24 protein-coding genes and 1 tRNA gene are annotated in these 24,301 nt (G+C 65.0%); 6 read left to right on the top strand and 19 right to left on the bottom strand.

Annotated elements, in window-relative coordinates; all coding sequences use genetic code 11:
* Position 1: 1 nt before the first annotated feature.
* The 3 genes from IEW49_RS06320 to IEW49_RS06330 form a co-directional block, all read right to left on the bottom strand.
* Positions 2 to 2,332 carry a PAS domain-containing sensor histidine kinase gene (locus tag IEW49_RS06320; RefSeq protein ID WP_188641881.1) on the bottom strand — a complete coding sequence of 777 codons (2,331 nt, stop codon included), beginning with the start codon at positions 2,330 to 2,332 and terminating at the stop codon, positions 2 to 4.
* Between the two features lie 102 nt (positions 2,333 to 2,434).
* Complete coding sequence (gene ahcY, locus IEW49_RS06325) at positions 2,435 to 3,844, bottom strand: adenosylhomocysteinase (RefSeq protein WP_188641882.1); 1,410 nt, start codon at positions 3,842 to 3,844, stop codon at positions 2,435 to 2,437.
* A 155-nt stretch (positions 3,845 to 3,999) separates the two neighbouring features.
* Positions 4,000 to 4,455, bottom strand: a complete 456-nt coding sequence (locus tag IEW49_RS06330; RefSeq protein WP_188641883.1) for an S-adenosyl-L-homocysteine hydrolase — start codon at positions 4,453 to 4,455, stop codon at positions 4,000 to 4,002.
* A gap of 170 nt (positions 4,456 to 4,625) precedes the next feature.
* Between IEW49_RS06330 and IEW49_RS06335 the strand changes: the two genes are divergently transcribed.
* Both IEW49_RS06335 and IEW49_RS06340 read left to right on the top strand, forming a co-directional pair.
* Positions 4,626 to 5,111, top strand: a complete 486-nt coding sequence (locus IEW49_RS06335) for a peroxiredoxin (protein WP_188641884.1) — start codon at positions 4,626 to 4,628, stop codon at positions 5,109 to 5,111.
* An 11-nt stretch (positions 5,112 to 5,122) separates the two neighbouring features.
* Positions 5,123 to 5,479, top strand: coding sequence for a DUF3147 family protein (locus IEW49_RS06340; RefSeq protein WP_188641885.1), 357 nt, complete (start codon positions 5,123 to 5,125; stop codon positions 5,477 to 5,479).
* On the opposite strand, the gene folE is transcribed toward IEW49_RS06340, so the two are convergent.
* The 5 genes from folE to IEW49_RS06365 form a co-directional block, all read right to left on the bottom strand.
* Entirely contained in the window at positions 5,476 to 6,087 is a 612-nt protein-coding gene (folE, locus tag IEW49_RS06345; protein WP_188641886.1) for a GTP cyclohydrolase I FolE, read from the bottom strand. The genes IEW49_RS06340 and folE overlap by 4 nt on opposite strands.
* Before the next feature lie 5 nt (positions 6,088 to 6,092).
* Positions 6,093 to 7,616: a phospholipase D-like domain-containing protein gene (locus tag IEW49_RS06350; protein ID WP_188641887.1), complete on the bottom strand. Its 1,524-nt coding sequence runs from the start codon at positions 7,614 to 7,616 to the stop codon at positions 6,093 to 6,095.
* Positions 7,617 to 7,620: 4 nt separating this feature from the next.
* The gene (locus IEW49_RS06355; RefSeq protein ID WP_188641888.1) at positions 7,621 to 8,109 is read right to left on the bottom strand and encodes a hemerythrin domain-containing protein; all 489 of its coding nucleotides are present in this window, start codon (positions 8,107 to 8,109) and stop codon (positions 7,621 to 7,623) included.
* Between the two features lie 201 nt (positions 8,110 to 8,310).
* A tRNA-Arg gene (locus IEW49_RS06360) sits at positions 8,311 to 8,387 on the bottom strand.
* Between the two features lie 48 nt (positions 8,388 to 8,435).
* Complete coding sequence (locus IEW49_RS06365) at positions 8,436 to 8,873, bottom strand: (deoxy)nucleoside triphosphate pyrophosphohydrolase (protein WP_188641889.1); 438 nt, start codon at positions 8,871 to 8,873, stop codon at positions 8,436 to 8,438.
* 41 nt (positions 8,874 to 8,914) lie between these two features.
* Between IEW49_RS06365 and IEW49_RS06370 the strand changes: the two genes are divergently transcribed.
* Both IEW49_RS06370 and IEW49_RS06375 read left to right on the top strand, forming a co-directional pair.
* A complete protein-coding gene (locus IEW49_RS06370; protein ID WP_188641890.1) occupies positions 8,915 to 9,133 on the top strand; it encodes a Flp family type IVb pilin in 219 nt (72 codons plus the stop codon).
* A 95-nt stretch (positions 9,134 to 9,228) separates the two neighbouring features.
* Positions 9,229 to 9,399 carry a Flp family type IVb pilin gene (locus IEW49_RS06375; RefSeq protein ID WP_188641891.1) on the top strand — a complete coding sequence of 57 codons (171 nt, stop codon included), beginning with the start codon at positions 9,229 to 9,231 and terminating at the stop codon, positions 9,397 to 9,399.
* Positions 9,400 to 9,477: 78 nt separating this feature from the next.
* Here the strand turns inward: IEW49_RS06375 and IEW49_RS06380 are convergent, their stop codons facing one another.
* From IEW49_RS06380 to IEW49_RS06400, 5 genes are all read right to left on the bottom strand, one after another.
* Positions 9,478 to 10,971, bottom strand: coding sequence for a M48 family metalloprotease (locus IEW49_RS06380; protein ID WP_188641892.1), 1,494 nt, complete (start codon positions 10,969 to 10,971; stop codon positions 9,478 to 9,480).
* Positions 10,972 to 11,116: 145 nt separating this feature from the next.
* Positions 11,117 to 12,061 (bottom strand): acetyl-CoA carboxylase carboxyltransferase subunit alpha, encoded by a 945-nt coding sequence (locus tag IEW49_RS06385; RefSeq protein WP_188641893.1) that lies wholly within the window; start codon positions 12,059 to 12,061, stop codon positions 11,117 to 11,119.
* Positions 12,062 to 12,103: 42 nt separating this feature from the next.
* Positions 12,104 to 13,021: a tyrosine recombinase gene (locus tag IEW49_RS06390; RefSeq protein WP_268235620.1), complete on the bottom strand. Its 918-nt coding sequence runs from the start codon at positions 13,019 to 13,021 to the stop codon at positions 12,104 to 12,106.
* Positions 13,018 to 14,742 carry a hypothetical protein gene (locus IEW49_RS06395; RefSeq protein ID WP_188641894.1) on the bottom strand — a complete coding sequence of 575 codons (1,725 nt, stop codon included), beginning with the start codon at positions 14,740 to 14,742 and terminating at the stop codon, positions 13,018 to 13,020. Before IEW49_RS06395 ends, IEW49_RS06390 begins: the two co-directional genes overlap by 4 nt.
* Positions 14,742 to 14,888: a hypothetical protein gene (locus IEW49_RS06400; RefSeq protein WP_188641895.1), complete on the bottom strand. Its 147-nt coding sequence runs from the start codon at positions 14,886 to 14,888 to the stop codon at positions 14,742 to 14,744. The genes IEW49_RS06395 and IEW49_RS06400 overlap by 1 nt, the downstream gene beginning before the upstream one ends.
* 60 nt (positions 14,889 to 14,948) lie before the next feature.
* Between IEW49_RS06400 and IEW49_RS06405 the strand changes: the two genes are divergently transcribed.
* Together IEW49_RS06405 and aroB are read left to right on the top strand one after the other, a co-directional pair.
* Positions 14,949 to 15,518: a shikimate kinase gene (locus tag IEW49_RS06405; RefSeq protein ID WP_188641896.1), complete on the top strand. Its 570-nt coding sequence runs from the start codon at positions 14,949 to 14,951 to the stop codon at positions 15,516 to 15,518.
* On the top strand, positions 15,506 to 16,615 hold the full coding sequence (aroB, locus tag IEW49_RS06410) for a 3-dehydroquinate synthase (protein ID WP_188641897.1): 1,110 nt from the start codon (positions 15,506 to 15,508) through the stop codon (positions 16,613 to 16,615). Before IEW49_RS06405 ends, aroB begins: the two co-directional genes overlap by 13 nt.
* Positions 16,616 to 16,622: 7 nt before the next feature.
* Here the strand turns inward: aroB and IEW49_RS06415 are convergent, their stop codons facing one another.
* From IEW49_RS06415 to scpA, 6 genes are all read right to left on the bottom strand, one after another.
* Positions 16,623 to 17,408, bottom strand: coding sequence for a thioesterase family protein (locus tag IEW49_RS06415; protein ID WP_229658107.1), 786 nt, complete (start codon positions 17,406 to 17,408; stop codon positions 16,623 to 16,625).
* A gap of 3 nt (positions 17,409 to 17,411) precedes the next feature.
* Entirely contained in the window at positions 17,412 to 19,454 is a 2,043-nt protein-coding gene (locus IEW49_RS06420; protein WP_188641898.1) for an acetyl-CoA carboxylase biotin carboxylase subunit, read from the bottom strand.
* Entirely contained in the window at positions 19,454 to 20,254 is an 801-nt protein-coding gene (locus IEW49_RS06425) for a heme-dependent oxidative N-demethylase family protein (protein WP_188641899.1), read from the bottom strand. Before IEW49_RS06425 ends, IEW49_RS06420 begins: the two co-directional genes overlap by 1 nt.
* A 9-nt stretch (positions 20,255 to 20,263) precedes the next feature.
* Positions 20,264 to 20,791 carry a hypothetical protein gene (locus IEW49_RS06430; RefSeq protein WP_188641900.1) on the bottom strand — a complete coding sequence of 176 codons (528 nt, stop codon included), beginning with the start codon at positions 20,789 to 20,791 and terminating at the stop codon, positions 20,264 to 20,266.
* A complete protein-coding gene (gene bioB, locus IEW49_RS06435) occupies positions 20,788 to 21,801 on the bottom strand; it encodes a biotin synthase BioB (protein ID WP_188641901.1) in 1,014 nt (337 codons plus the stop codon). Before bioB ends, IEW49_RS06430 begins: the two co-directional genes overlap by 4 nt.
* Positions 21,802 to 22,118: 317 nt before the next feature.
* Complete coding sequence (gene scpA / locus IEW49_RS06440) at positions 22,119 to 24,278, bottom strand: methylmalonyl-CoA mutase (RefSeq protein ID WP_188641902.1); 2,160 nt, start codon at positions 24,276 to 24,278, stop codon at positions 22,119 to 22,121.
* Between the last annotated feature and the right edge of the window lie 23 nt (positions 24,279 to 24,301).

Raw genomic sequence — 24,301 nt, forward strand, 5'->3', positions numbered from 1 at the left:
TTCAGGCAATATCGATCAGCGCCGCGGTGCCCTGCCCTTCTTCGGACATGACCTCGAGCCGGCCTCCATGCGCCTCGACGATCCGCTTCGCGAGGGGAAGGCCGTAATTGACGCGCCTCTCGACCGTCTTTCCGTCGGCGCTGACCATCAGCCCGTCGAGCGCACGGGCGAGCTGGAGTGCGTCCATGCCCATCCCGTCATCCGAGATCACGATCCGCACACCGTCCCCGCGGGCGAGCAGCTTGACGAGGATCCGCCCGCCATCGGGCAGCGCGTTGATCGCATTGTCGAGGATATGCCCGATCGCCCGAGCAAGGCGGCGCTCGTCGCCGCGGATGCGGGTTTCTTCTTCGCCGGTCCGCAGTTCGAGCCTGATCCCCCTGGCGTCGATCTTCTCGCGCCGCGAATCGATGATCGCCTGGAGGAACGGCTCGAGCACGATCGATTCCTTGACCAGCGGGAGCATGCCGGCCTCGCTCTGCGACAGGTCGAGCACGTTCTCGACCTGCTCGACCGAATCGAGGATCGCCCGCAGATAGGCCATGCCGTCTTCGGTCAGCTCGCCACCGAGCCCGGTCTCGAGCAGTTCGGCAAAGCCGCGCATCGAGGTCAGCGGGGTCCGGAATTCGTAGCTCATATTGGCGAGGAAGCGCGTTTTCATCGCGTCGGCCTCGACCAGCGCGGCATTGCGCGCGCGCAGCGCCTCCTCGGCCTTCTGCGCATCGGTGATATCGAGCACGGTCAGAAGCCCGTTCCCGTCGGGCAACGGGACCCCGGCGAATTCGAGAATGCGGCCATCGGACAGGCTCACTCGCCCGACACCCTGTGAGCGGTCGAGCGTTGCGGCGCGCACGACGTCGCCGATCTGCCCGGCTTCCTCGCCCTCGCGCAGGCTCTTCTGGATATGGGTCAGCAGGTCGTCGATCCGGGGATGCTGGTCGAGGAACTCTTCTTCGAGATCCCAATCCGCCATGAAGCGGCGGTTCCAGAGCTGGAGGCGACCGTCGGGCCGGAACACCGCGATCGATTCGAACAGGCTGTCGAAGGTCGCGGTCCGGGTGCGGAGCAGCGTGTCCTGCGACGCCGAGAGCTTGAGCTGCTCGGTCCGGTCTTCGGCCAGCAGCAGCAAGCCGCCATCGGGATCCGGCTGGGCGAAGATTCGCAGATGGGTACCGTTGGGCAGCGTCCAGCTTTCCTCGTTGGTTTCGTTCGAGGTGAACCATTCCTCGCGCTCGGTCCGCCAGGCCGGAAAATCTCGCACCTGCGGAACCCGGTTCTGGTCGCGGGCGATGTCGAGCCAGCGATTGAAGCTTGGCCGCTCGCGCATCTGCTCGAAACTGATGCCGAAACTGCGCTGGAACGGCCGGTTGGCGAAGATCAACTGGCGGTTCGAATCGAACTGGGCGACGCCGGCGGATAGCTTGTCGAGCATGTTGCGCTGCGCCGTCCGGAACGCCTTGAAGCTACGCGCGAGCTCTTCCATGTCCTCGACATCGATCGCGTATCCCGCAATCCCTTCCTCGCCCAGCGGGAGGTCGGATACGCGCAGCGCGCGGCGCTGGCCGTTGATCGTCGAGGTCACCATCCGCTCGATCGGCTGGCGCTGCTGGCCCGCCTCGCGCGCGACCTGGGCCGCACCCAGCCCGTTGACCGGTTCGATAAGCTCGATCTGCTCGGCCACCACCTCTTCGGCATCACGTGCGCCGACGGCGGCAACGTAGGCACTGTTGACCAGCCGGATCTTGCCCTGCTCGGTGCGGAACCACATCGGCATGGGTGCCGCTTCGAGCAGGCCGACGAGCGCAGCGAAATCGCCCTGCGCGCGCTTGGCCTCGGCCCGCAGGCGCGCCAGCTCGCTCTCGCTGTCGGAGAAATCGAACACCCAGACCAGCGCGGCGCCGCCGGGCGAGACCTGCGGATCGGCCAGATGGCCGCGCAGCGAAAGGCTGCGCGACGAGCCGCGCGGAGTGATCATCATGCGGAACGGGGCAGCCGTCTTCTGCGTGCGACGGACGTTCTTCTGCAGCGTTTCGACCTGCTGGTGCGTGAGGCCGCTTTCTCCCTCGGCCAGCTCGCTGAGATAGGTCGGCATCCGGTCGAGCCCGAACCAGCCGGCGAGCCGGGCCGAAGCCTCGATCCTGCCATCCGAACGGACCAGCAGCGGAAGCGCCGGCGATTCGTCGAGCATCCGCTGCATGCGCTTCAATCCGGTGCGCATGTCGCGCGCCTGGCCGGTCGCCCGGCTCGCCAGGTAGATCGCTGCGAGCGCGGCCAGCGTCCACCCGCCGAGCACGACCCCGATCAGCGCCAGTGTGGTAGGCGAAAATTCCATTCCCCGTGAGCTATGACGGCTCGCGCGCGGACGCAACTTCGATGAACAAAGAAACGGGGCGCTCCGTCGCCGGAACGCCCCGTTCTTGTCGGATCCCGTCGCTTAGTAGCGGTAGTGTTCGGGCTTGAACGGCCCGTCGACCGGCACGCCGATATAGTCGGCCTGCTTCTGGCTCAGCTTGGTCAACTGCACGCCGAGCTTGTCGAGGTGGAGCGCGGCGACTTTTTCGTCGAGATGCTTGGGCAGCACGTAGACGTCGTTCTCGTACTGATCGTCGTTCTTCCACAGCTCGATCTGCGCCAGCACCTGGTTGGTGAACGAGCAGCTCATCACGAAGCTGGGGTGACCGGTGGCGCAGGCGAGGTTCACGAGGCGGCCCTTGGCCAGGACGATGATCTCCTTGCCGTCGGGGAACTTGACCAGGTCGGTGCCCGGCTTGAGTTCGGTCCACTCGTAATTGTCGAGCGCGCCGATCTGGATCTCGCTGTCGAAGTGGCCGATGTTGCAGACGATGCTCATCGGCTTCATCGCCTTCATGTGCTCGGCAGTGATGACGTCTTCATTGCCCGTGGTCGTCACGAAGATATCGGCGCGCTTGACGCCTTCTTCCATGGTCACGACCTCGAACCCGTCCATCGCCGCCTGAAGCGCGCAGATCGGATCGATTTCGGTGACGAGAACGCGCGCGCCGCCATTGCGGAGCGACTGCGCCGAGCCCTTGCCGACATCGCCGAAGCCGGCGACCAGCGCGACCTTGCCCGAGAGCATGACGTCGGTCGCGCGACGGATCGCGTCGACCAGCGATTCTCGGCAACCGTAGAGGTTGTCGAACTTCGACTTGGTCACGCTATCGTTGACATTGATCGCCGGGAACGGGAGCTTGCCCTTCTTCGCCAGCGAATAGAGGCGGTGGACGCCGGTGGTGGTCTCTTCGGAGACGCCCTTGATGTTCTTTACCGACTGGGTGAGATAGCCCGGCTTCTTCTTGAGGAATTCCTTGAGAGCGCGCTGCATCTCGATTTCTTCGGCGTTCTGCGGCGCAGGCATTTCCTCGCCCGCCTCGATGCGCGCGCCCCACAGCGCGAACATCGTCGCATCGCCGCCATCGTCGAGGATGATGTTCGCCGTCTGGTCGGCATCGTCCTCGGTCGACCAGTCGAAGATCTTGCCGACGTAATCCCAATATTCCGCCAGCGTCTCGCCCTTCACGGCGAAGACCGGGATGTCCTGGTCGGCCATCGCTGCGGCGGCGTGATCCTGCGTCGAATAGATGTTGCAGGTCGCCCAGCGAACTTCCGCGCCCAACGCGCGCAGAGTCTCGATCAGCACCGCGGTCTGGATCGTCATGTGAAGCGATCCGGTGATGCGCGCGCCCTTCAATGGCTGCGCGTCGCCATATTCCTCGCGGATGGCCATGAGGCCGGGCATTTCGGTTTCGGCGATGCGGATTTCCTGGTGGCCGTATCCGGCCAGCCCGATATCCTTGATGACGTAATCCTTGGCAGCAGCCACGGTATTCTCCTGAAACTTGCGTGATACGCGCCGTTCCAGGCCGTCGAATGCAGACAAACCAAGGGCGGCGCAGGGACCGGCGCCGCCCTTAGCCTCTCCCCCGGCGCGAAGCAAATATAAAGATGTCTTTATATGAGCCCCGACCGAAGTATCGCCTAGCGCCTCGCGTAGGTGGCGGACCCGCCCCGGCCGTCGGCCAGGAGGTCCCGCGAGGCGGCGATGAGAGCCGCGTTGTCGCCCTGCGCCAGATCGGACGCGAGACGCTTCAATTGCTCGCAATCGAGGAACGGGTGCCCCTGCCCGTAGGTATTGGCCATCTGCACGCTCAGCCGATCGAGCTGGCGCTTGGCTCCGCGCTTGCCGTGGCGGCTCTCGAGCTCGCGTTGCATCGAGCGGCTCGCGGCGTTCAGCCGGTCGATATGGCGCGCGCTGAAATCGCGGTAGTCCTGCTGGAAATCGTCCACCGTCGTGCGACAGCGCAGTGACGTGACCATCAGCATGATGCCGAGTTCGCGCACCCGTTCGTGCGACGCATCCTGCGCCGTTGCAGGCATTGCCGACAGCAGTCCCGCTGCCGCCAGGCCCAAGCCCAGCCCTTTGATATATTTCATGTCATTCCCTCCAAGCAGCCCCAAACTGCTGAACGGAGAGTCGACGTTCAAACTTTCGAAAACCATCCCAAGGGCGGTAAAGAGAAATTAACCATGGCGGGCCCGGGTCAGGACCCTATATCGCCTCCATACGTTCCCGGGTTCGCACCTCAATTTCAGGACATGACGATATGACGATTTCCGTTGGCGACAAGCTTCCCGACATCCAGCTGGTCAAGGCGACCCCCGATGGCCCGCAACCGGTCCAGAGCGGCGACTACTTCGCCGGCAAGACCGTCGCGCTGTTCTCGGTCCCCGGGGCCTTCACCCCGACCTGCTCGGCGCGTCACCTGCCAGGCTATGTCGAGAAAGCCGAGGAACTGAAGGCAAAGGGCATCGACGAAATTGCCTGTACCGCGGTGAACGATGCGTTCGTCATGGGCGCATGGCAGCAGGCCGGCGACGCGTCGGCGGTGACGATGCTGGCGGACGGCAATGGCGATTTCGCGCAGGCAACCGGGCTCAGTCAGGACAGTTCGGCCTTCGGCATGGGCAAGCGGGGCCAGCGCTATTCGATGATCGTCGAGGACGGCGTGGTAAAGGAACTCAACGTCGAGGAGCCGGGCGATTTCAGCGTGTCGAGCGCCGATCACATGCTCGGCCAACTCCAGGGCTGATCCCTACCGGAATGGATTGGGGCTATCTCGCGATCAAGGCGCTCGTATCGGGCGTCCTGATCGCGCTGGCCTCCGAAATCGCGCGTCGCAACCCGGGCGTCGGCGGGCTGATCGCCTCGCTGCCGCTGGTCAGCACGCTCGCGCTCGTCTGGCTGTGGCGCGATACCGGCGACAAGGGACAGGTCGCCGACCTCGCGATTGCCAGTACGCTATACGTAATCGGGTCGCTGCCGGCCTTCCTCGCGATTGCGCTGATGTTGCGCAACGGGGTAGCCTTCATCCCGACGCTGCTGGCCGGAATTGCGGTCGGCTTCGCCGGCTACTGGTCGATCGGGCGTATCGGCGGCGCGTTGGGTTGGCCGGTCTAGCCGTACCCCATCAATCGCAGCACTTCCTCGCGGCTGCGCGGATCGTCGAGGAAGGTGCCCATCATCCGGCTGGTGACCATGCCCACGCCCGGGGTGCGAACGCCGCGCGCGGTCATGCAGCTGTGCTGCGCGTCGATCACCACCGCCACCCCCTGCGGCTGGAGGTTCTCCCAGATACAATCGGCGACTTCCGCCGTAAGCCTTTCCTGCACCTGCAGGCGCCGCGCGAAGCCGTGGAGCACGCGGGCAAGCTTGGAAATGCCGACGACCCGATCATTGGGCAGGTAGGCAATCGCCGCCTTGCCGATGATCGGTGCCATGTGGTGCTCGCAATGCGACTGGAACGGAATGTCCTTCAGTAGGACGATCTCGTTGTAACCGCCGACTTCCTCGAACACCCGGCTCAGGTGGACGGCCGGGTCCTCGGTATAGCCGATGCAGTATTCCTTCCACGCGCGAGCGACGCGCGCGGGCGTATCGAGCAGGCCCTCGCGGGTCGGATCGTCGCCGGTCCATTCGATCAGCGTACGGATGGCGTCCTGCACGTGATCCGGCACCGGCGGCTTGCCGCGGGGGTCGTCCTCATCGGGGCCGACGATACTGCTCATGCGAATTATCCTCTGATCTTGAACCATGCACGCGCGAGCGGGGACGCATCGCGGAAAAGCCCGCCTTTGGCAAACGGTTCGAACATGTCGTCCGGCCGTTCGGGATCGAGCAGTTCTGAACCGGCCAGCGTCTCCTCGATCTCGCCCTTTTCGGGCGGCTCGTAGGACCGCAGCTGGCGCGACGCACGCGTGCCGTAATCGGCGATGAAGGCCTTCATCGATCCGGTGCGCGCGAGTTGCTCGAGCGCCGCGGCTTCGGTCATACCGGTATGCTCGGCCAGCAGCGAGACCCGCACGTCGCGAATTTCATCGCCGAGATGCGCATTGGCAGGACGGGTCTTGTCGATGAAAAGGTCGGTCTCGCTGTCGAGGCCCATCGAGCGATTGTTGAGGTTGGCCGAACCGATCCGCAGGATCTCGTCGTCGAAAATCGCAATCTTGGCATGGACGTAGATCGGCGTTTCGCCGGTATAAGGGACGTAGATCCCGAACCGGTCCTTGTCATCGATCTCTCGCAGCGAATGGACGAGGCAATCACGCGCGTGGTCCATCGCCTGCGCTTCAAGCCAGCCTTCGGCGGTGGTTGGGTGGACGATGACGATTTCGGGCGGATCGTCCTCCTTCAGGCGCTCGGCGATCGCATCGGTGATCTTGCGTGAAGTCAGGTATTGGTTCTCGAAATAGATCAACTTCTTTGCCCCCGCGATCTGGCGGAGCATGAGTGTTTCGATCTCGCAGATCTGGCTCAATTCCTCGTATTCGGCACGCGTCCGCGCGATGCCGATCTCGACGTCCTCGAACTGCGCGTCGAGATCGTCGGGCCAGGGCGATTCTTCGCTCTCGACCGGTTCGAGTTCATCGCCACCCGCGTTCCGCCACCGCTGGCGGCCAAGCTCTCCGAGGCACCTGGCGATATCGCCCTCGAGCATCATCGTCGCATCGTGCCACGGGCAGTAGGAGGTCCCGCGCGGCGTGGTGCGATCTTCGTCGTCCTCGCGATGGTCGCGCGTGTCCCAGCGCTCACTAGTCATGTCGATCCCGCCGCACACGGCGACGCGATCGTCGAGGATCGCGATCTTCTGATGATGCGAGCACCCGATCGGGTGGCGGGTATCGAACTTGAAGTCGATCGCGCGCTTGGGCCACATTCGCATCACGTCCCACAGCATGCCGGGTCGCGCGAGAAACTGGACCCACCCGACACTCCATTTGAGGATCAGCAATTCGAGCCCGTCGCGATGGCGCGCGAGCCACAGCAGGAAACTACCGAGGCGCCGGGGGAAGCCCGCATCCTTGAAGCGCTCGTACCAACGGCGACCGGCGGCGAGGTGGATCCTCGTGTCGAAATCCCATCCCACCAGCAGGATTCGCTTCTGCGCCTTCAGCATCGCCTGCTGCATCCGCGCGAAATAATCCTCCGCATCCACGATCATGGTCGCGCGCGAGGCCTTGGCATAGCGCCAGACCCCGGGCTCGACCGACCGGTCGAAAGCCTCCTCGCCATCGGGTTTCGAGCCCTCCCCGGTCATCAGCCTATTCCTTGGCGTCTTCCTTCTTCTCTGGAGTAACCTCGGCCTCGGACTTCTCTTCGCGCTTGCGCCGTTCGAACACCTTTTCCATGTGCTCGACGTCCTCTTCGGTCAGGTGCTCCGCGAAGTCGGGAAAGTGGTCCTCTTCTTCCTCGTCGATGTGGTGGCGGTAGTCGTGGTCGAGCTGCTTGAACTTGGTCAGCCACGCGCTCGAACTCATGTCGGTCGCGGCAAGGTCGTTGAGCGCTTCCTCGATCTCGTGATGCTCGGCGACCGAATGACGCGTTTCGTCGGTGGTCGGGGGCTTGCGCAGCATGGTCGAATAGAGCGCCTGCTCCTCTGCTGCGGCATGGCCCTTCACCTCCTTGGTGAACTCTTCGAGCAGGCTCTTGCGTTCGTCACTGTCGCCGTGGGTTTCGCCCAGCTTGTCGAGCAACTCCCGATGGCGCTCGTGGTCTTGCTTGAGGCGGGCGAAAATATCTTGCGTGGCCATATCGGCTCCCTTTGCAAACAATCTTGCCAACAGAACAGGGAATCAGGCCAAGCGGTTCCGCAACAATTGGATTCGGTGGGAGCGTGGATCGGTGCGACCGATCACCGGCGATGAATCACAAGATATCCGCGGGGCATCAATTTGCCTTCCAGGGGCCCAGAACCACAGAAGGCCACCCTCCCGTCGGAGGATGGCCTTTTGTGGCGCGCCCGGAAGGATTCGAACCTCCGGCCACCTGATTCGTAGTCAGGTACTCTATCCAGCTGAGCTACGGGCGCGCATTGGAGGGGGCCTAATAGGGGCGGGTTCCCGGCATTGCAAGCGGCTTATCCGCCCTTTTTGAGCCACGCCGCCAAAGGCACGTCGAGCGGCGGCATCGAGAGGGAATCGAGTGCGTCGCGAGCGATCCAGCGCACCGCCTGTCCATCGCAAGGCACGATTTCGCCGCGCCAGCGGCGGCAAGTGTAAAGAAGTACGACATAGGGCGAACGGTGTTCGATTCGCTGGTCCGGATCGCTGGCAAAGGCGCCCACCATGCAGTCGACCGGGTCGACCTCGATCGACAACTCCTCTGCCAGTTCGCGAACCAGTGCCCCCTCGGGCGTTTCGCCCATTTCCACCTTTCCGCCGGGAAATTCCCACAAGCCGGCATGCCGATGTCCGGGCGGGCATTGCTGGACGAGAATTTCGCTGTTTCGGGAAATAAGAGCGGCAGCCGATACTATCGTTAATGTCGGATTACTTTGCAAAAATGGTCCCGCCATAAAGAATTCGTTAGCCCTTATCGGTCAATACACCAGAAGCCGTGACCAACAGGGATGACATGATGACCGGAAAGCAATTTCTCCAGGCCATGCTGCGCGACCAGCGCGGCGCGACCTCGGTCGAATACGGACTCATCATCGCCATGATCTTCCTCGGCCTGGTGGGCGTCGCAACCGGCCTCGCGGACGAGAATTCGCAGATGTGGAACACCGTGTCGAACGATATCTCGACCGCCACCGCGCAGGCGAACTCGGTTTAGGAAATTATCAACTAATCGGGGCTACCCCCGAAATTACTCAACACGCGGCATTTTGGGTGAGCCGGGTAGAGTGACTGCAAACCAGGAGACTTAGGATGAAATTCTTCAACAAGCTGATCAAAGACGAAGCCGGCGCCACCGCCATCGAATACGGCCTGATCGCCGCGCTGATCGCGGTTGCCGCCGTGACCGCGATGCAGGGCCTCGGCACTCAGCTGCAGACGACCTTCAACACCGCCTCGACCAAGATGGCGAGCTCGGTCTAAGCCAAGCGCTTAGCGAAATCGAAGAGGGCGGCGAGGCAACTCGCCGCCCTTTTTCGTATGCGCGATCGGCGCCAGGCGTCAGTAGGTGACGAGCTTGACCTTGTCCCCGGCGCGCAGGTTCGCGTTCGCCTCGAGGTCGTTGAGCACGAGGAAGCGTTCGAGCTGGTAGTTCGAATAGCTCATGCGGCTCGCGATCGAGCGTACGGTATCCCCCGAACGCACGGTGTAGATATCGACCTTGCGCGGGCGGACATTGGCCGCTTCCGAATCGCTGATCCGCCGCATCGATTCGTACATCGAGTTGAACACGCCGGCATTGCCCGCCTGGGTCACCGTGAGGAAGTGGAACGCCTGTCCGTTCGAGAATTCGTAAGCGAATACCGTTGCGTCGACCTGGCCGTTGCCGGTGTTGACCCGCGCGACGCCATAGGCGGCGGGAATACCGTTGACCGTCGTGCGCTGGACGCTCGAGGGCTGGATCTGCTGCTGGTCCGAGAGACCGGCAAAGACGCTGCGGACATAGCGGTCGAGATCGCCGTTATAGGGAGCCATCGTGAACTGCCCCTGCCCCGACTGTCCGCCGATCGACACCGCACGGGTGCCGTTGACGAGATAGAAACCCTGCGGCGCGCGGAAGGCGAGCTTGAGGTCGGGATGGATGAAGGTCCCGTTCTCGACGATCCCCTGCCTAGGGTCGTCGCCGTAGAGCATGCCGTCGATATTGGTCAGGAACTGGTCTCGCGCGGTGATTCCGCCGACATCGTATTTCTGCGCTTCGGCGAGCGCTTCCTGCACGCGCGAGGCGGGATCGGGGTGGGTCGACGCCCATTCGGGCACGCGCGTCTCGCCGCGGCCCATCATCCGCGCATCGAGCGCGTTCTGCGCCGCGAGGCTCGACAGAACCGTCGCCATCGCGCGTTCGTCGTAGCCCGCGCGGTTGAGATAGAGCGCGCCGAGCTTGTCGGCCTCGAGTTCCTGCCCGCGCGAATAGCTGAGCGTCAGCAGCTGCGAGCCCTGGAGCAAGCCGCGGGCGAGCGTGTCGCCGAGGCCCGAACCGCCGAGGAATACGCTCGACAGGATCGCGCCGACGGTGCCGAGAATGCTGTTGCGCTGGGCTTCGGCCTGGCGGCGTTCGGCATGGCGTGCGGCGACGTGGCCGACTTCGTGCCCGAGCACGCCGGCGAGTTCGGCTTCGTTATCCATCAGCGCGACCAGCTGACGAGTGGTGTAGACGTAACCGCCGGGGATCGCGAAAGCGTTGTTGATCGAGGAATTGAGCAGCGTGACCGTATAGGCGTCGCGGCCGTTGGCGAGACCGGACTGCGCGGCGATGTTCTTGCCCACGCGTTCGACATAGGCACCGCCCGGGCCGGTATATTCGCCACCGAATTCGGCCAGCAGCTTGGGATGGTATTCGGCACCCTGCGCGCGATCTTCGGCGCTGATCGGTTCGGGCACCTGGTTGATGTCGTAATCACCCCCGCCGCCGAGCAGGCCGGCGCCGGCGGCGCAGCCGCTCAGCAGGAGGCAGGTGATGGCGGCGGTGGTGGTCTTCAAAGCGGTTTTCGGCATCTTCGCATCTCCTCTGACGCGCCCCGCCTTCTGGTGGACGGTGCACTCAAGGCCCGCGGTCGATGTGCGGGCGATTATGTCAGGGGAAATCCGTTGTCCGTGCCTAAAGTTCCCGAGCGAACCGCTTTTCTGGCCGCAAGGGCGGTCAGCCCTCGCCCATCCGCAGAAAGCGTTCCTCGCGCATCGCGCGAAGGCGGGTCGAGTCCAACTCACCCAGCGTTTCGAGTTCTTCCTCGAGCGCCTTGCCGAGCGAAGCGCAGGCTTTTTCCGGTGCCCGATGCGCGCCGCCGACGGGTTCGGCGACGATCCGGTCGATGACGCCGATCTTGAGCAGGTCCTGCGCAGTCATCTTCATCGCTTCGGCGGCATCGGGGGCATTTTCCGCGGTGCGCCAGAGGATCGACGCGCAACCTTCGGGGCTGATAACCGAATAGACCGCGTGTTCGAACATCAGCACGCGTTCGGCGCTCGCCAGCGCGACGGCGCCGCCCGATCCGCCCTCGCCGACGATCGCCGAAACCATCGGCACCGGCAGCGCGAGGCAGGCCTCGGTCGACCGGGCGATCGCCTCGGCCTGGCCACGCTCTTCCGCTTCGATTCCCGGGAACGCGCCCGAGGTATCGACCAGCGTGACGACCGGCAGGCCGAACCGCCCGGCGAGGTCCATCAGGCGGATCGCCTTGCGGTAGCCTTCGGGTTTGCCCATGCCGAAATTGTGCCGGAGCCGGGATTCGGTGTCGTGCCCCTTCTCGTGGCCGATCAGCACGACCCGGCGCTCGCCGAGCTTCGCCAGCCCGCCGATGATCGCCTCGTCCTCGGCGAAGTAGCGATCGCCGCCGAGCGGGACGAAATCGTCGAAGATGTTGGCGACGTAATCGCGGAAGTGCGGGCGGCCCGGATGACGGGCGACCTGGGTCTTCTGCCACGGGCTGAGCCGCGCATAGGTCCCGCCGAGCAAGGTCGCGCGCTTCTCGCGCAGTTTTTCGATCTCGCCCGAAAGGTCGACGTCCTCGCCGGACGCGCTTTCAAGTTCGGTGATGCGCGAATCGATCTCCGCGATCGGTTTCTCGAATTCGAGATAGGATGCCATGCGGACCCGCTACCGCCCCCGCCCGCGCGCGGCAAGGGCCAGCTATGTTCCGCGCTTGCTCGCGGCGAGCGGATGCCGCGTGTTCACCAGCTCGACGAGCCGGGCCGCATCGACATGGGTGTATATCTGCGTGGTCGCGATATCGGCATGGCCGAGCAGCGTCTGAAGCACGCGTAAATCCGCGCCGCCCTCCAGCAGGTGTGTGGCGAAGGCATGGCGCAGCACGTGCGGGCTGACCTTTTCGGGCGGCAATCCTGCGCGCGCGGCCAGTTCGCGCAACAGCTGGTAGAGCCGAATCCGGGTCAGGTGGCCCGATTTCCCGCGGGAGGGGAAAAGGAAGCGCGAACCATCACCTTTCGCTTCGGTCCCGCGACAGGCGACCCAGCGTGCGAGGGCATCGCGCGCGCGGGTCGATACCGGGACCATGCGCTGCTGTCCGCCCTTGCCCGTCACCGTCACGAAGGGCGCATCGCGAGGAACCGCGCTCAGTGGCAGCGAGACCAGCTCGGTCGCGCGGAGGCCCGAGCCGTAAAGCATCTCGAGCAGGGCCAGCATCCGCAGCTTGGCCGGCGTTTCCCCCTCGGCCTCGGTCTCGGCGCGTTCGAGCAAGGCCTCGACCTGCGCCCGCGAGAGGATCCTTGGCAACGGCCGGCGAAGGCGGGGGGTGGGCAGCGCGGAGGAGGGATCGTCCGCGCGCAGCCTTTCGTCCACCGCGAAACCGTAGAACTGCCGTAGCGCCGAGACCTTGCGCGCCACGGTCGAGGGCGCGAGCTTGGCCCAGTGCCCCGGCAGTTGGCGCAGATCGTCCCGCTCGGCCTCGAGCAGGTCGCCTATCACCGCCTCGGCCTGGTCGAGATCGCGCGCATAGGCCGCCAAGGTGTTCGCTGCAGCGCCGCGCTCTGCCGCCATCATCTCGAGGAAATCCGCGATTGCCGCGGAATGCCCTGCGGTGTCGCTCACCCGCGCGCGACCGCCTCGGCCGCGATCATCCGGGCCTCGGCGGAAAGCCCCACCCGGTCGAGAGCGCGGACGATATGATAGAGGTGCAACGGGGTCATCTTGGCCCAGCTGTCGCCCTGCATGCCGAGCCCCGCAAGCAACGCGACCAACGGCGCGCTGCCGCTGTCCGCCGCACCGGAGATCGCACGGGTCCAGCGGGTTTGCCGTGCGAGGTCGATATCGTAATCGCGCGCCACGCCGTCGCTGGCCCTACCCAACCCGGCCAGTCCGGCGACAAACAGGCGGGTTGCGTGGTCGCTGTCACCGACCTCGCCGACCGACACCGCATCGCGCTGGGGATTGACGAGCGCGAGCATCGCCCAGGCCTTCGATCCGTTTTCGACCACCCCGGTCCAGCGCAGCGCGTTGCGATCGAGCCCGGCGGCGAGCATCGCGGCGACCAGTTCGTCGCCATCGTCGGCGAAAGCCTCGTCGACCGGCATGCGGGCGGCCGCATAGGCGGTCGCGACGCGCGTCCCGTAGGGCGCATTGACATCGGCGCTCCACAGCGTGCGAAGCGCGCTCATCCGCTCTTCCGGATCGGCGGCAACATAGGCGCGGCGCAGTACCTCGGCACGATCGGCGAGAACGGTGCCGGTGTCGCCCGTCCCGTAAGCGATGCTGAGCAGGTCAACCATCGCCTGTGAGGACAATACCCCGTTCGCGGCTGCGAACCACGATGAAGACGCACGGTCGTCGAGCGCGAGCGCCGGCGAGGTCGCATCGACCATGGCGTAATAGCGGCCCGCGCCCGCCCGCAGGCTGTCGGGCACGTCGAGCCCGGTCGCTACCGCGAGCGAATAGGCGAACGGGGTTAGTTCGTCGGTCCCGTCCCATTCGATATTGACCGCACGGCGAGTGGAACCACCGGCACCGGCATAGCGCTGGGCGAGCAGCATCTCCGTGCGCGAGAGCACACCCTGCTGGCGCTTGCGCTCGAGCTGCCGCAGCGCCGCCGCGCTGCGGCCCGAATAAGCGCCGCAGATGTCGCGGGTGACCTTGATGCGCGGATCCTCGGCATCGTAAGGGCTCACGATCTCGAGCATCGGGCAGGCCCCGACGACGTCACCGGTAGCGACGAAGGCATCGAAGGCCGCGGCGGTCATCGCCGTGTCATAGGCGATATTGTCAACCTGCTGGGCGAAGCCGCGCGCGACCTGGCCCTCGCCCATCCGTACCAGTAGCGCGGTTCGCATCGCGGCAAAATCGACCGGGTCCATTCCTTCTGGCGCGGCGAGGCGGGAGGCCAGCGCGCGGCGCAACACGATATGCCCCCAGCGCGAGACGAGACGGCCGCGATTGCCGCGCAGCGCGGCTTCGACGAGGGCCGCCGGTTGCGGCCCGAGTGCGGCCGCCTCCAACCCGCCCTCGCCTTCGGCCAGCAGGCCCACCGCGCGCAACGAACGCCGCGCCGCTGCCGGAATATCGGCCTTGGGCTTGAGATCGAACAATTCCTCGAACTCGTCGTCCGACATCCGTTCGAGCTCTTCGAGCGAAGGGAGGTTGCGCGGCAGGCTGACCGCGGGCGCGGCATCGCGACCGATGTCCTGCACCACGGGCTCGGATACCGTCGCCTCCGGGCTCGGAGCCGGAGCGGCGGGGGTCTCTTCCTGCATCGCCGCAACCGCAATTGCCGAGCTGAGTACCAGCGCGCCACCGAGGGCGAGATAGGCCTTACGCATCAGCGCGCTCCTTCGGGCACGGGAATATCCTCGACGATCAGCTCGATCTCGCGTTCGCCGCCGTCGATCCAGGCAAGCACGAGGATCGCGAGCAGCAATACCGCGCCGATAGCGACCCACATACCCTTACCGATCCTGCCAGCCATTTCCGACCCTGCTCCAAACGCGCTTGCGCCTCGCCTAGCCGATCTATAGCCGCCGCTTCAATGCCCGACATGTCGCAACCCGAACTTGCCACGCTGGCACAACGGCTCGACCGGCCGGTGGTGCTTGTCGGCCTGATGGGCGCGGGCAAGAGCACGGTAGGTCGTCGGCTGGCCGAATTGCTCGGGGTCGATTTCGTCGATGTCGACGAGGAGATCGAGCGCGCGGCGAACCTCACGGTCGCGGAGATCTTCGAGCGCTTTGGCGAAGAGCATTTTCGCGACGGGGAGCGCCGGGTGTTCACCCGCCTGCTCGACGATTCGGCCGGCAAGGGCATGGTTATTGCGGCGGGAGGCGGCGCGTTCTCCGAACCGACGACCCGACAGTTGATCCTTTCGCGCGCAATCTCGGTGTGGCTCGACAGCGACGATGCCACGCTGGCCGAACGCGCGACACGGCGCGACACTCGACCCTTGCTGCGCGAAGGCGATCCACGGGAAAAGCTGGCCGAATTGCGCAGGCGCAGGCTGGCCGATTACGGCGCGGCACCGATCTGGGTGAAAAGCGGGCGCGGCGCGCACCGCAAGGTCGCGCTCGACATCGCGAAAGGGATCGAGCGATGGATCGGATAGGAGTCTCCACTCCTTCGGCTTCGTACGAGGTGATCGTCGGCCGCGGACTGGTGGATGCGATCGGACTGCTCGCCGGCGACTTCCTCCCCGAGGCGCGCGTATGCGTCGTGACCGACGGAAACGTGAAGGCGCTGCACGGCGCCGCGCTCGAAGCCGCCCTCACCGGAGCGGGACGGGCGATCGCCTGGCACGTCGTCGATCCGGGCGAAGGCGCCAAGAGCTGGCAAGGGCTCGAAGCGCTCAGCGACTGGCTGCTCGAACAGGGCGTGGCGCGCGGCGATCATATCGTCGCCTTCGGCGGCGGTGTGGTCGGCGACCTGGCCGGATTCGCTGCCGCGATCCACAAGCGCGGCTGCGGCTTCATCCAGGTGCCCACCACGCTGCTCGCGCAGGTCGACAGTTCGGTCGGTGGCAAGACCGCGATCAATTCGGCAGCGGGAAAGAACATGGTCGGTGCGTTCCACCAGCCCGGGTTGGTGCTCGCCGATATCGACCTGCTCGACACGCTGCCCGAGCGCGAACTGCGCGCCGGGTTTGCCGAGGTTATTAAATACGGCCTGATCGGCGACCGCGGATTTTTCGAATGGTGCGCCGCCAACGCACCGGCGCTGCTCGCCGACGATCATGACCTTCGCGGAGAGGCGGTCACGCATTGTATCCGCGCCAAAGCGGCGATCGTGGCGAAGGACGAGACCGAGCGCACTGGCGCGCGCGCGCTGCTCAATCTCGGCCACACCTTCGGCCATGCGCTCGAAGCGGCGACGGGGTTCTCGGACCGATTGCTCCACGGCGAAGCCGTCGCGCTGGGCATGGCGCTGGCAGCGAAATATTCGGTACGGCTCGGGTGCCTCTCGATCAATGCTGCGCAGCAAATCGATGAGACCATTGGACTTTCCGGCTTGCCGTCTTCACTCGCTGCGCTCGGCATAAAAGCGAACGGCGAGGCGATTGCTGCACTCATGCTGCACGACAAGAAAGCCAGTGGCGGCAAGGTTCCGTTGATCCTGCTGCGCGAAATCGGCGAGGCGTTCGTGCACCCCGATGCCGATCTCGAGGACGTCGCGGCGTTCCTCGATACGGAGCTGCAGGCGCACTAGCGAGCGCTCAGCCGAACAGGGCGAAAGACTGCATCTGCGCCGCCAGCGGGCGACCGTCGCGATCCCATACCGACATGTCTTGGTTCGAATTGCCGTCGCGCGCGTGATCGGCGCGGCTATCGAGCAGGAACCAGCCATCCCGCGTCGCCGGATCGTCGGTCAGCAGGTTCACCTGCCACATCATAGAGCTCATCGGAGCCCGCACGGGACCGAGCCCGAGCACGCCGGGCGGCAACGCATCGGCCAGCAGCAGAAGCTCGGTCGTCGGGTCGAGCCCGTCCCGATCCTCGAGCCGCGCATACCATGTGAGCGAGGGCTCCGCTTCGTCGAGCCTGGGCCGCGCGAATTTCAGTTCGAGATTGCTCGTGAAGGTCGGCCGCTCATCGTGGCTGGGGAGATGCGAGGCTTGGTCGAGACTGACCAGGTCTCGGGGCGCCGGGCGGCTGCTGAACGCATAGGCGCTTTCGAGCGCGCGCATGAACACGAAGGTCGCGGTCAGGCCGATACCCTTCTCGCCCTCGATCTCGGCTGCGATCCAGGTCGCGTTGCGCCCCTGTCGCAGCACGTTCGCGCGCAGCGTCACGTCGCCCGCGAGCGGACCGACGAAGGCGATTTGCGCCGAGCGCAGCGGCGGCAGGTCATCGCTCACCCGTCGCGCGGCCTCGTAGGCGAGCGCCGTCGAATATCCGCCATAGGCCGTGCGCCCCTGCGCCCATTCGGGCGGCACCTGCGCGGCGAAGCCATCGCCCTCCTCGCGGATCGCAGCGAACAGCTGTCCGGCGGACTGCGTCACTGGCTATTCAAGCTCGAGAATCACGGCGTCGACCGCGAGGCTGTCGCCTTCCGCGGCGTTGATCTTCGCGATCGTGCCTTCCTTCTCGGCGCGGAGGATGTTCTCCATCTTCATCGCCTCGACCGTCGCGAGCGGCTGGCCCGGCTGGACTTCCTCGCCCTCTTCGACATGGAGGCTGACGAGCAGGCCCGGCATCGGGCAGATCAGCATCTTCGAAAGGTCCGGCGGTTCCTTTTCGATCATGTGCTGAGCGAGCGGCGCAACATGTGCGGGCAGGATGCGCAATTCGTGCGTCGCCCCGCGCGTGGTGAGCGCGAGTCCGGTATTGGTGCGGCGCACCTGCACGGTGAGCGGATCTCCGCCCTCGCCGTCCTCGTCGGCGTCGAACAGCGCGTGCACGATCCGGTCGCCCGGCGTGTATTCCATCGACAGGTCGATCGCCTCGCCGTCGACGACGATTTCGTTTTCGGTGATCGAGACGTCGCGCGAAGTCTCGCCGATCCGGATCGCCCAGTCGTATTGCGGATCGGGCGCGCCGTTCAATTGCTGGTCGACCCGCTTGGCGCGGTCGCTGTTGGCCGTAGCCATGAAGCCCGCCATCGCCGACAGGCGGCGCAGCAATTGCTCGTCGGCCGGAGCACCTTCGAAGCCTTCGGGGTATTCCTCGGCGATGAAGCCGGTGGTGAGCTCGCCCGAGCGGAAGCGCTCGTGCTGCATGATCGCGCTCAAGAAATCGACATTGTGGCCGAGCCCCTCGATCTCGAACGCGTCGAGCGCGAGCACCTGGAGGTCGGCGGCCTCGTCGCGCGTCTTGCCCCAGGTCACCAGCTTGGCGATCATCGGGTCGTAGAACATCGAGACCTCGCCGCCTTCGAACACGCCGTCGTCGACGCGCACGCCGTCGACCCCGCGGCGGCCGTTGGCCTCGCCGTCATTGGTCCAGCCCGGCAGCGGGGGATCGTAGCGCACGAGGCGCCCGGTCGAAGGCAGGAAGCCCCGATAGGGATCCTCGGCATAGACGCGGTTCTCGATCGCCCAGCCGTCGATCGTGACGTCGTCCTGCGTCATTTCGAGCTTCTCGCCCGCGGCGACGCGGATCATCTGTTCGACGAGGTCGACGCCGGTGATCGCCTCCGTAACGGGATGCTCCACCTGCAGGCGGGTGTTCATTTCGAGGAAGTAGAAGCTCTCGCCGGTCTTGTCCGCGCCCGACACGATCAGCTCGACCGTGCCGGCGCTGTGGTAATCGACCGCCTTGGACAGCGCGACGCATTGCTCGCCCATCGCCTTGCGCATCTTCTCGGTGACGAAGGGCGACGGCGCTTCCTCGACGACCTTCTGGTGGCGGCGCTGGATCGAGCATTCGCGCTCGTTCAAATAGATCACGTTGCCGTGCTTGTCGCCGAGGATCTGGATCTCGATGTGGCGCGGGTCCTCGATGAATTTCTCGATGAAGACGCGGTCGTCGCCGAAGCTGTTCTTGCCCTCGCGCTGGGTGGCTTCGAAGCCTTCCTTCACGTCGGTGTCGTTCCACGCGAGCCGCATGCCCTTGCCGCCGCCGCCCGCGCTGGCCTTCATCATCACCGGATAGCCGATGTCGTTGGCCCATTTGAGGGCTTCCTCGGTGGTGTCGATCGCGTCGGGCGAGCCGGGCACGGTGTTGACCCCGGCCTCCTTGGCGATGCGCTTAGATTCGATCTTGTCGCCCATCGCCGCGATCGCCGATGCGGGCGGGCCGATGAAGGCGATCCCTTCCGCGTCGAGCGCCTCGACGAAGCTCGCACGCTCGGACAGGAAACCGTAGCCCGGATGCACGGCGTCGGCGCCGGTCTGCTTGCAGGCAGCGATGATCTTGTCGGCGACGAGATAGCTCTCCGCCGCCTGCGCCGGGCCGATATGCACCGCCTCGTCCGCCATCTTCACGAACGGCGCGCGGGTATCGGCATCGGAATAGACCGCGACGGTGGCGATCCCCATCCGCTTGGCGGTCTGGATCACGCGGCAGGCGATTTCACCGCGATTGGCGATCAGGATTTTCTTGAACACTAAGTCGACCTCTCCATGTCTCGTGCAGCCGCATAGCCGATTAGCGCGTCGGCGTAAGCCCCTGCACCGCGGCGATCCCCCTCGCCCTCGACCAGCGTGCCGACCGCGCGGGCGAGCATGGCGACATCGGAGTCGGACAAGGCCCCCAGCGGCGCAACGTAGACGCCGATCGTGAACAGGATCGCGCCGGTTTCGGGCAGGCGGCGCAGCGCCTGGCGTTCGGAGCGGACGAACAGGGTCTCGCCCGCATTCTCGCGCGTGACGTGCGCGAAGGCGACCTCCGGTGGTTCGGCGACCCAGCGCTTCGCGTCAGTGGCGGCGATGAACCAGTTGCAGCGCCCGTAGATCGCCCCTGGCTTGAGCTTGGCCATGAAATTGTCGACGCCGGTGGCGAGCTGTTCCTCGTACCCCTGGATCGGCGCATGTAGCGCGCGCAGCGGCAGGCCCAGTTTTTCGGCGGGTGTCCAGTCGGAGGGCCACGCCACCGCCGCACCGACGAGGCGGTATTGCTCCTCGCCCTCGCGCAGCGTCAGCAAGCACATATCCTCGTGATGCCTGGCAGCGGCTTCGGGAAGGCCGCCGGATAGGCCGAGCATCGTGGCCAGCTCCGCTCCCGGCGCCTCGCCTTCGGGTAAAAGCTGGATACCTTCGGGGTAGTCTGCAAAGCCTTCGGCGCGCGCCTGCAAGTTAGGATCGGGCTGGAGCCATTCGCTCTCGTCGAGCTTGGCGAGCCCCATCTTGAGCACGCCCCCGCCGCGTGCCCTGGGTAGGAGGTCAGGGACGGAGAAGCCTAGGTTCATGCGACCGGATTAGCGCCATTCTTCAACAAATATGCTGGAATCATACGGCCCTTCGGTCATGCCTCCGATATCCAACTTGTACCGGCTCCCGTTTGGGCCTTCGAACTCCCAGTATATGCCGCTTTCATCAGGCCTGCCATATCGGATGAGCAGCGCTTGGCGCAGTTCATCCTCGCTGGGCGAATATTCCGATCCTACGGCCAACAAGCAGGTGTAAGCGTGTCCTTTCACAAGTTCGCCACGCACGACCTGGGCTGTCTCGGTCTCCCAAACGTCGAGCGACAGGGCATTGGCAGGATCTGCGCTTTGAGTTCGCTCGAAGCCCCAACCGCTGATTTCTAACGCTTGCCCGAAATCCGCTGCATCGGACGCGCGCCCCACACATGTCTGGTCGGCAAGCTGAACGATGGCTTCGGCATTGCCAGAGGCCCCCGCCTCGAGAACTGGTAATGCAATGGCTTTGTTAGGCGGGCTCCCGTCGCACCCCGCTATCGCGAATACGCTAATGAGCAAAAGTAATTGGGTTCGAACCTTCACTCCGCCGGTTCCATCACCTTGCACGCGCGCAGCGGCTCATCGCCTTGCAGCGCGGTCAGCCCGAGCTTGTCGAAAAGCGCGGCGTCGCTGTCGTCGCCCGCATTGGGCGCGGTGAGCAGCTTGTCGCCGGTGAAGATCGAGTTCGCACCCGCCAGGAAGCACAGTGCCTGCGTCGCCTCACTCATGCTCTCGCGGCCCGCGGACAACCGCACCATGCTCATCGGCATGGTGATCCGCGCCACCGCAACAGTACGGACGAATTCGATATCGTCGATCTTGGCCAGCGGCGTGTCGGCGAGCATGTCGCCCAGCACCGTGCCCTTGACCGGGACCAGCGCGTTGACCGGCACGCTTTCGGGATGCTGTTCGAGCGTGGCGAGCGTGTGGACGAAGCCCACCCGGTCCCCGCGCGTCTCGCCCATGCCCACGATCCCGCCGCTGCACACGTTGATGCCCGCATCGCGGACGTATTGCAGCGTATCGAGCCGGTCCTGGAAATTGCGGGTCGAGATCACCCGCTCGTAATATTCGGGGCTGCTGTCGACATTGTGGTTGTAATAGTCGAGTCCCGCTTCCTTGAGCATCTCGGCCTGCTCGGGCGTCAGCATGCCCAGCGTCATGCAGGTTTCGAGCCCCATTTCGCGCACGCCCTTCACGATCTCGACGATCTTGGGCATGTCGCGGTCCTTGGGATTGCGCCAGGCGGCGCCCATGCAGAACCGCTGCGAGCCTGCATCCTTCGCCTGCGCCGCCGATTGCAGCACGCGCTGCACGTCCATCAGCTTGGTCGCCTCGACGCCGCTATCGGCCTTCACCGACTGCGAGCAGTAGCCGCAATCCTCCGGACACCCGCCGGTCTTGATCGAGAGCAGCGTGCAGAGCTGCACCTGCTCGGGCGGATGGAACTCCCGGTGGACCGTGGCCGCGCGAAACAACAGCTCGGTGAAAGGGAGGTCGAAAAGGTCCGCGATTTCCTCGCGGGTCCAGTCGGTGCGGATGTCAGCGGGCATTATCGCCTCATTTTCTTGAAGTAATGGTGGACCATGAGTGACCACGTCCCCAGCGAAACGCAAATCAGGACGATTCTTGGCCATATCGGTGGCTCCGCCGTGGCAGATGGATTGGAAAAACTAATCAGTGCATATACCAGCACGGTAACCACGAACCACACCAGCGTCCCGCCAACGATATTTGCCCAAGCAACGAAAGGCTTCATTTCTCATTCCAATTGTCATTGCGAGCATAGCGACGCAATCCAGGGCGACTAAGCGCCGATCCTGGATGCCGCAGCGACTTCGTCACTTCCCAATGATGAAACCTGAAAGAGTCACTCCGCCGCCTCGTCCAGATCCTCACCCGCTGGCGGCATATTGTGGCCGAGCAGGCGCAGCACGTCCGCCGCGCATTCGACCACGTTGCTGCCCGGGCCGTAGATGCCCTGCACGCCTGCATCGCGGAGGAAGTCGTAATCCTTCTGCGGGATCACGCCGCCGGCGATCACCTTGATGTCGGCGCGGCCCGCATCCTTCAGCAGGCCGATCAGTTCGGGGATCAGCGTCTTGTGACCCGCCGCGAGGCTGCTCGCGCCGATCGCGTCGACCTCGTTTGCGATCGCCATGTCGCGGGTTTCCTCGGGCGTCTGGAACAGCGGGCCGGAGACGACCTCGAAGCCCATGTCGGCGAAGGCGGATGCAATCACGTTGGCGCCGCGATCGTGGCCGTCCTGGCCCATCTTGGCGACCATCAGCTTGGGCGCGCGGCCCAGGCGGCGCTCGACCGCCTTCACGCCCGCGACCACCTGCGCATAGCGATCGTCGTCGGCATAAGCCTCGGAATAGACTCCGCGCACCGGGGTCGGGCTGGTGTCGTAGCGCCCGAAAGCGTCTTCCATCGCCTCGCTGATCTCGCCCAGGGTTGCGTCGTGCCGCGCGGCCTCGACCGCGAGCGCGAGGAGGTTGCCCTCGCGCTGGGCGGCGCCGCGCGCCAGCGCATCGAGCGCGGCCTTGCAGGCGAAATCGTCGCGCGCTGCACGCACCTTCTCGAGCCGCGCGATCTGGCTCTGGCGGACCTTGTGGTTGTCGATATCGAGCGTGTCGATCTCGTCTTCCTTGTCGCGGCGGTACTTGTTCACGCCCACGATGACGGTCTCGCCCCGATCGACGCTCGCCTGCTTGGCGGCGGCGGCTTCCTCGATCGCCGCCTTGGGCTTCCCGCTGGCGACGTATTCGGTCATGCCGCCCGCAGCCTCGACCTCGTCGAGCATTGTCTTCGCCTCGGTCACCAGCGCATCGGTGAGGCTCTCGATGTAGTACGAACCACCCAGCGGATCGGCGACATTGGTGATGCCGGTCTCTTCCTGGATCACCAGCTGCGTGTTGCGCGCGATGCGGGCGGAGAAATCGGTCGGCAGCGCGATCGCCTCGTCGAGCGCGTTGGTGTGGAGCGACTGCGTACCGCCGAGCACCGCCGCCATCGCCTCGATCGTGGTGCGGATGACGTTGTTGTAGGGATCCTGCTCCTGCAGCGAGACGCCGCTGGTCTGGCAGTGCGTGCGGAGCATCTTCGACTTGGGGTCCTGCGCCCCCAGCCCTTCCATGACATCGTGCCACAGGTGCCGCGCGGCGCGCATCTTGGCGATCTCCATGAAGAAATTCATGCCGATGCCCCAGAAGAAGCTGAGGCGCGGCGCGAAGGCATCGATGTCGAGCCCCGCATCCATCGCGCGCTGGGCGTATTCCTTGCCGTCGGCGATGGTGAAGGCGAGCTCCTGCACCGCGGTCGCCCCGGCCTCGTGCATGTGATAGCCACTGATCGAGATCGAGTTGAAACGGGGCATGTGCTTAGAGGTGTAGGCGATGATGTCGCGCACGATCCGCATGCTCGGCTCGGGCGGGTAGATGTAGGTGTTGCGGACCATGAACTCCTTGAGAATGTCGTTCTGGATGGTCCCCGAAAGTTTCTCCTGGCTGACCCCGCTGCGCTCGGCCGCGACGATATAGAACGCCATCACCGGGATCACCGCGCCGTTCATCGTCATGCTGACCGACATCTCGTCGAGCGGGATCTGGTCGAACAGGATCTCCATGTCGCGCACGGTGTCGATCGCCACCCCAGCCTTGCCGACATCGCCGACCACGCGCGGGTGGTCGCTGTCGTAGCCGCGATGGGTCGCAAGGTCGAAGGCGACCGACAGGCCCTTCTGACCCGCGGCGAGGTTGCGACGATAGAAGGCGTTCGATTCCTCGGCGGTCGAGAAGCCCGCATATTGCCGGATCGTCCACGGCCGACCGGTATACATCGAGGCGTAGGGCCCGCGGGTGAATGGCGCCATGCCGGGCACGCCGGGATCGAGTCCCTCGGTATCTTCGGAGGTGTAGAGCGGCTTGACGTCGATCCCCTCGGGCGTGTGCCAGGTGAGATCGCGGCCCTTCACTTCCTTGTCGGCCTTGGCTTTCCAGTCGTCGTAGGTCGGTGTCTTGTCGGTCATGCCACGCCCTTAAGCACAAAGGT

It is taken from the genome of Pseudoblastomonas marina, from assembly GCF_014641655.1.
GTDB lineage: Bacteria > Pseudomonadota > Alphaproteobacteria > Sphingomonadales > Sphingomonadaceae > Alteriqipengyuania_A > Alteriqipengyuania_A marina.

Excerpts from the sequence above, each read along its gene's own strand:
- IEW49_RS06320 (WP_188641881.1), bottom strand. The coding sequence starts at position 2,332 with ATGGAATTTTCGCCTACCACACTGGCGCTGATCGGGGTCGTGCTCGGC.
- IEW49_RS06330 (WP_188641883.1), bottom strand. The coding sequence starts at position 4,455 with ATGAAATATATCAAAGGGCTGGGCTTGGGCCTGGCGGCAGCGGGACTG.
- IEW49_RS06335 (WP_188641884.1), top strand. The coding sequence starts at position 4,626 with ATGACGATTTCCGTTGGCGACAAGCTTCCCGACATCCAGCTGGTCAAG.
- IEW49_RS06340 (WP_188641885.1), top strand. The coding sequence starts at position 5,123 with ATGGATTGGGGCTATCTCGCGATCAAGGCGCTCGTATCGGGCGTCCTG.
- folE (WP_188641886.1), bottom strand. The coding sequence starts at position 6,087 with ATGAGCAGTATCGTCGGCCCCGATGAGGACGACCCCCGCGGCAAGCCG.
- IEW49_RS06350 (WP_188641887.1), bottom strand. The coding sequence starts at position 7,616 with ATGACCGGGGAGGGCTCGAAACCCGATGGCGAGGAGGCTTTCGACCGG.
- IEW49_RS06355 (WP_188641888.1), bottom strand. The coding sequence starts at position 8,109 with ATGGCCACGCAAGATATTTTCGCCCGCCTCAAGCAAGACCACGAGCGC.
- IEW49_RS06365 (WP_188641889.1), bottom strand. The coding sequence starts at position 8,873 with ATGGCGGGACCATTTTTGCAAAGTAATCCGACATTAACGATAGTATCG.
- IEW49_RS06375 (WP_188641891.1), top strand. The coding sequence starts at position 9,229 with ATGAAATTCTTCAACAAGCTGATCAAAGACGAAGCCGGCGCCACCGCC.
- IEW49_RS06380 (WP_188641892.1), bottom strand. The coding sequence starts at position 10,971 with ATGCCGAAAACCGCTTTGAAGACCACCACCGCCGCCATCACCTGCCTC.
- IEW49_RS06385 (WP_188641893.1), bottom strand. The coding sequence starts at position 12,061 with ATGGCATCCTATCTCGAATTCGAGAAACCGATCGCGGAGATCGATTCG.
- IEW49_RS06395 (WP_188641894.1), bottom strand. The coding sequence starts at position 14,742 with ATGCGTAAGGCCTATCTCGCCCTCGGTGGCGCGCTGGTACTCAGCTCG.
- IEW49_RS06400 (WP_188641895.1), bottom strand. The coding sequence starts at position 14,888 with ATGGCTGGCAGGATCGGTAAGGGTATGTGGGTCGCTATCGGCGCGGTA.
- IEW49_RS06405 (WP_188641896.1), top strand. The coding sequence starts at position 14,949 with ATGCCCGACATGTCGCAACCCGAACTTGCCACGCTGGCACAACGGCTC.
- aroB (WP_188641897.1), top strand. The coding sequence starts at position 15,506 with ATGGATCGGATAGGAGTCTCCACTCCTTCGGCTTCGTACGAGGTGATC.
- IEW49_RS06425 (WP_188641899.1), bottom strand. The coding sequence starts at position 20,254 with ATGAACCTAGGCTTCTCCGTCCCTGACCTCCTACCCAGGGCACGCGGC.
- bioB (WP_188641901.1), bottom strand. The coding sequence starts at position 21,801 with ATGCCCGCTGACATCCGCACCGACTGGACCCGCGAGGAAATCGCGGAC.
- scpA (WP_188641902.1), bottom strand. The coding sequence starts at position 24,278 with ATGACCGACAAGACACCGACCTACGACGACTGGAAAGCCAAGGCCGAC.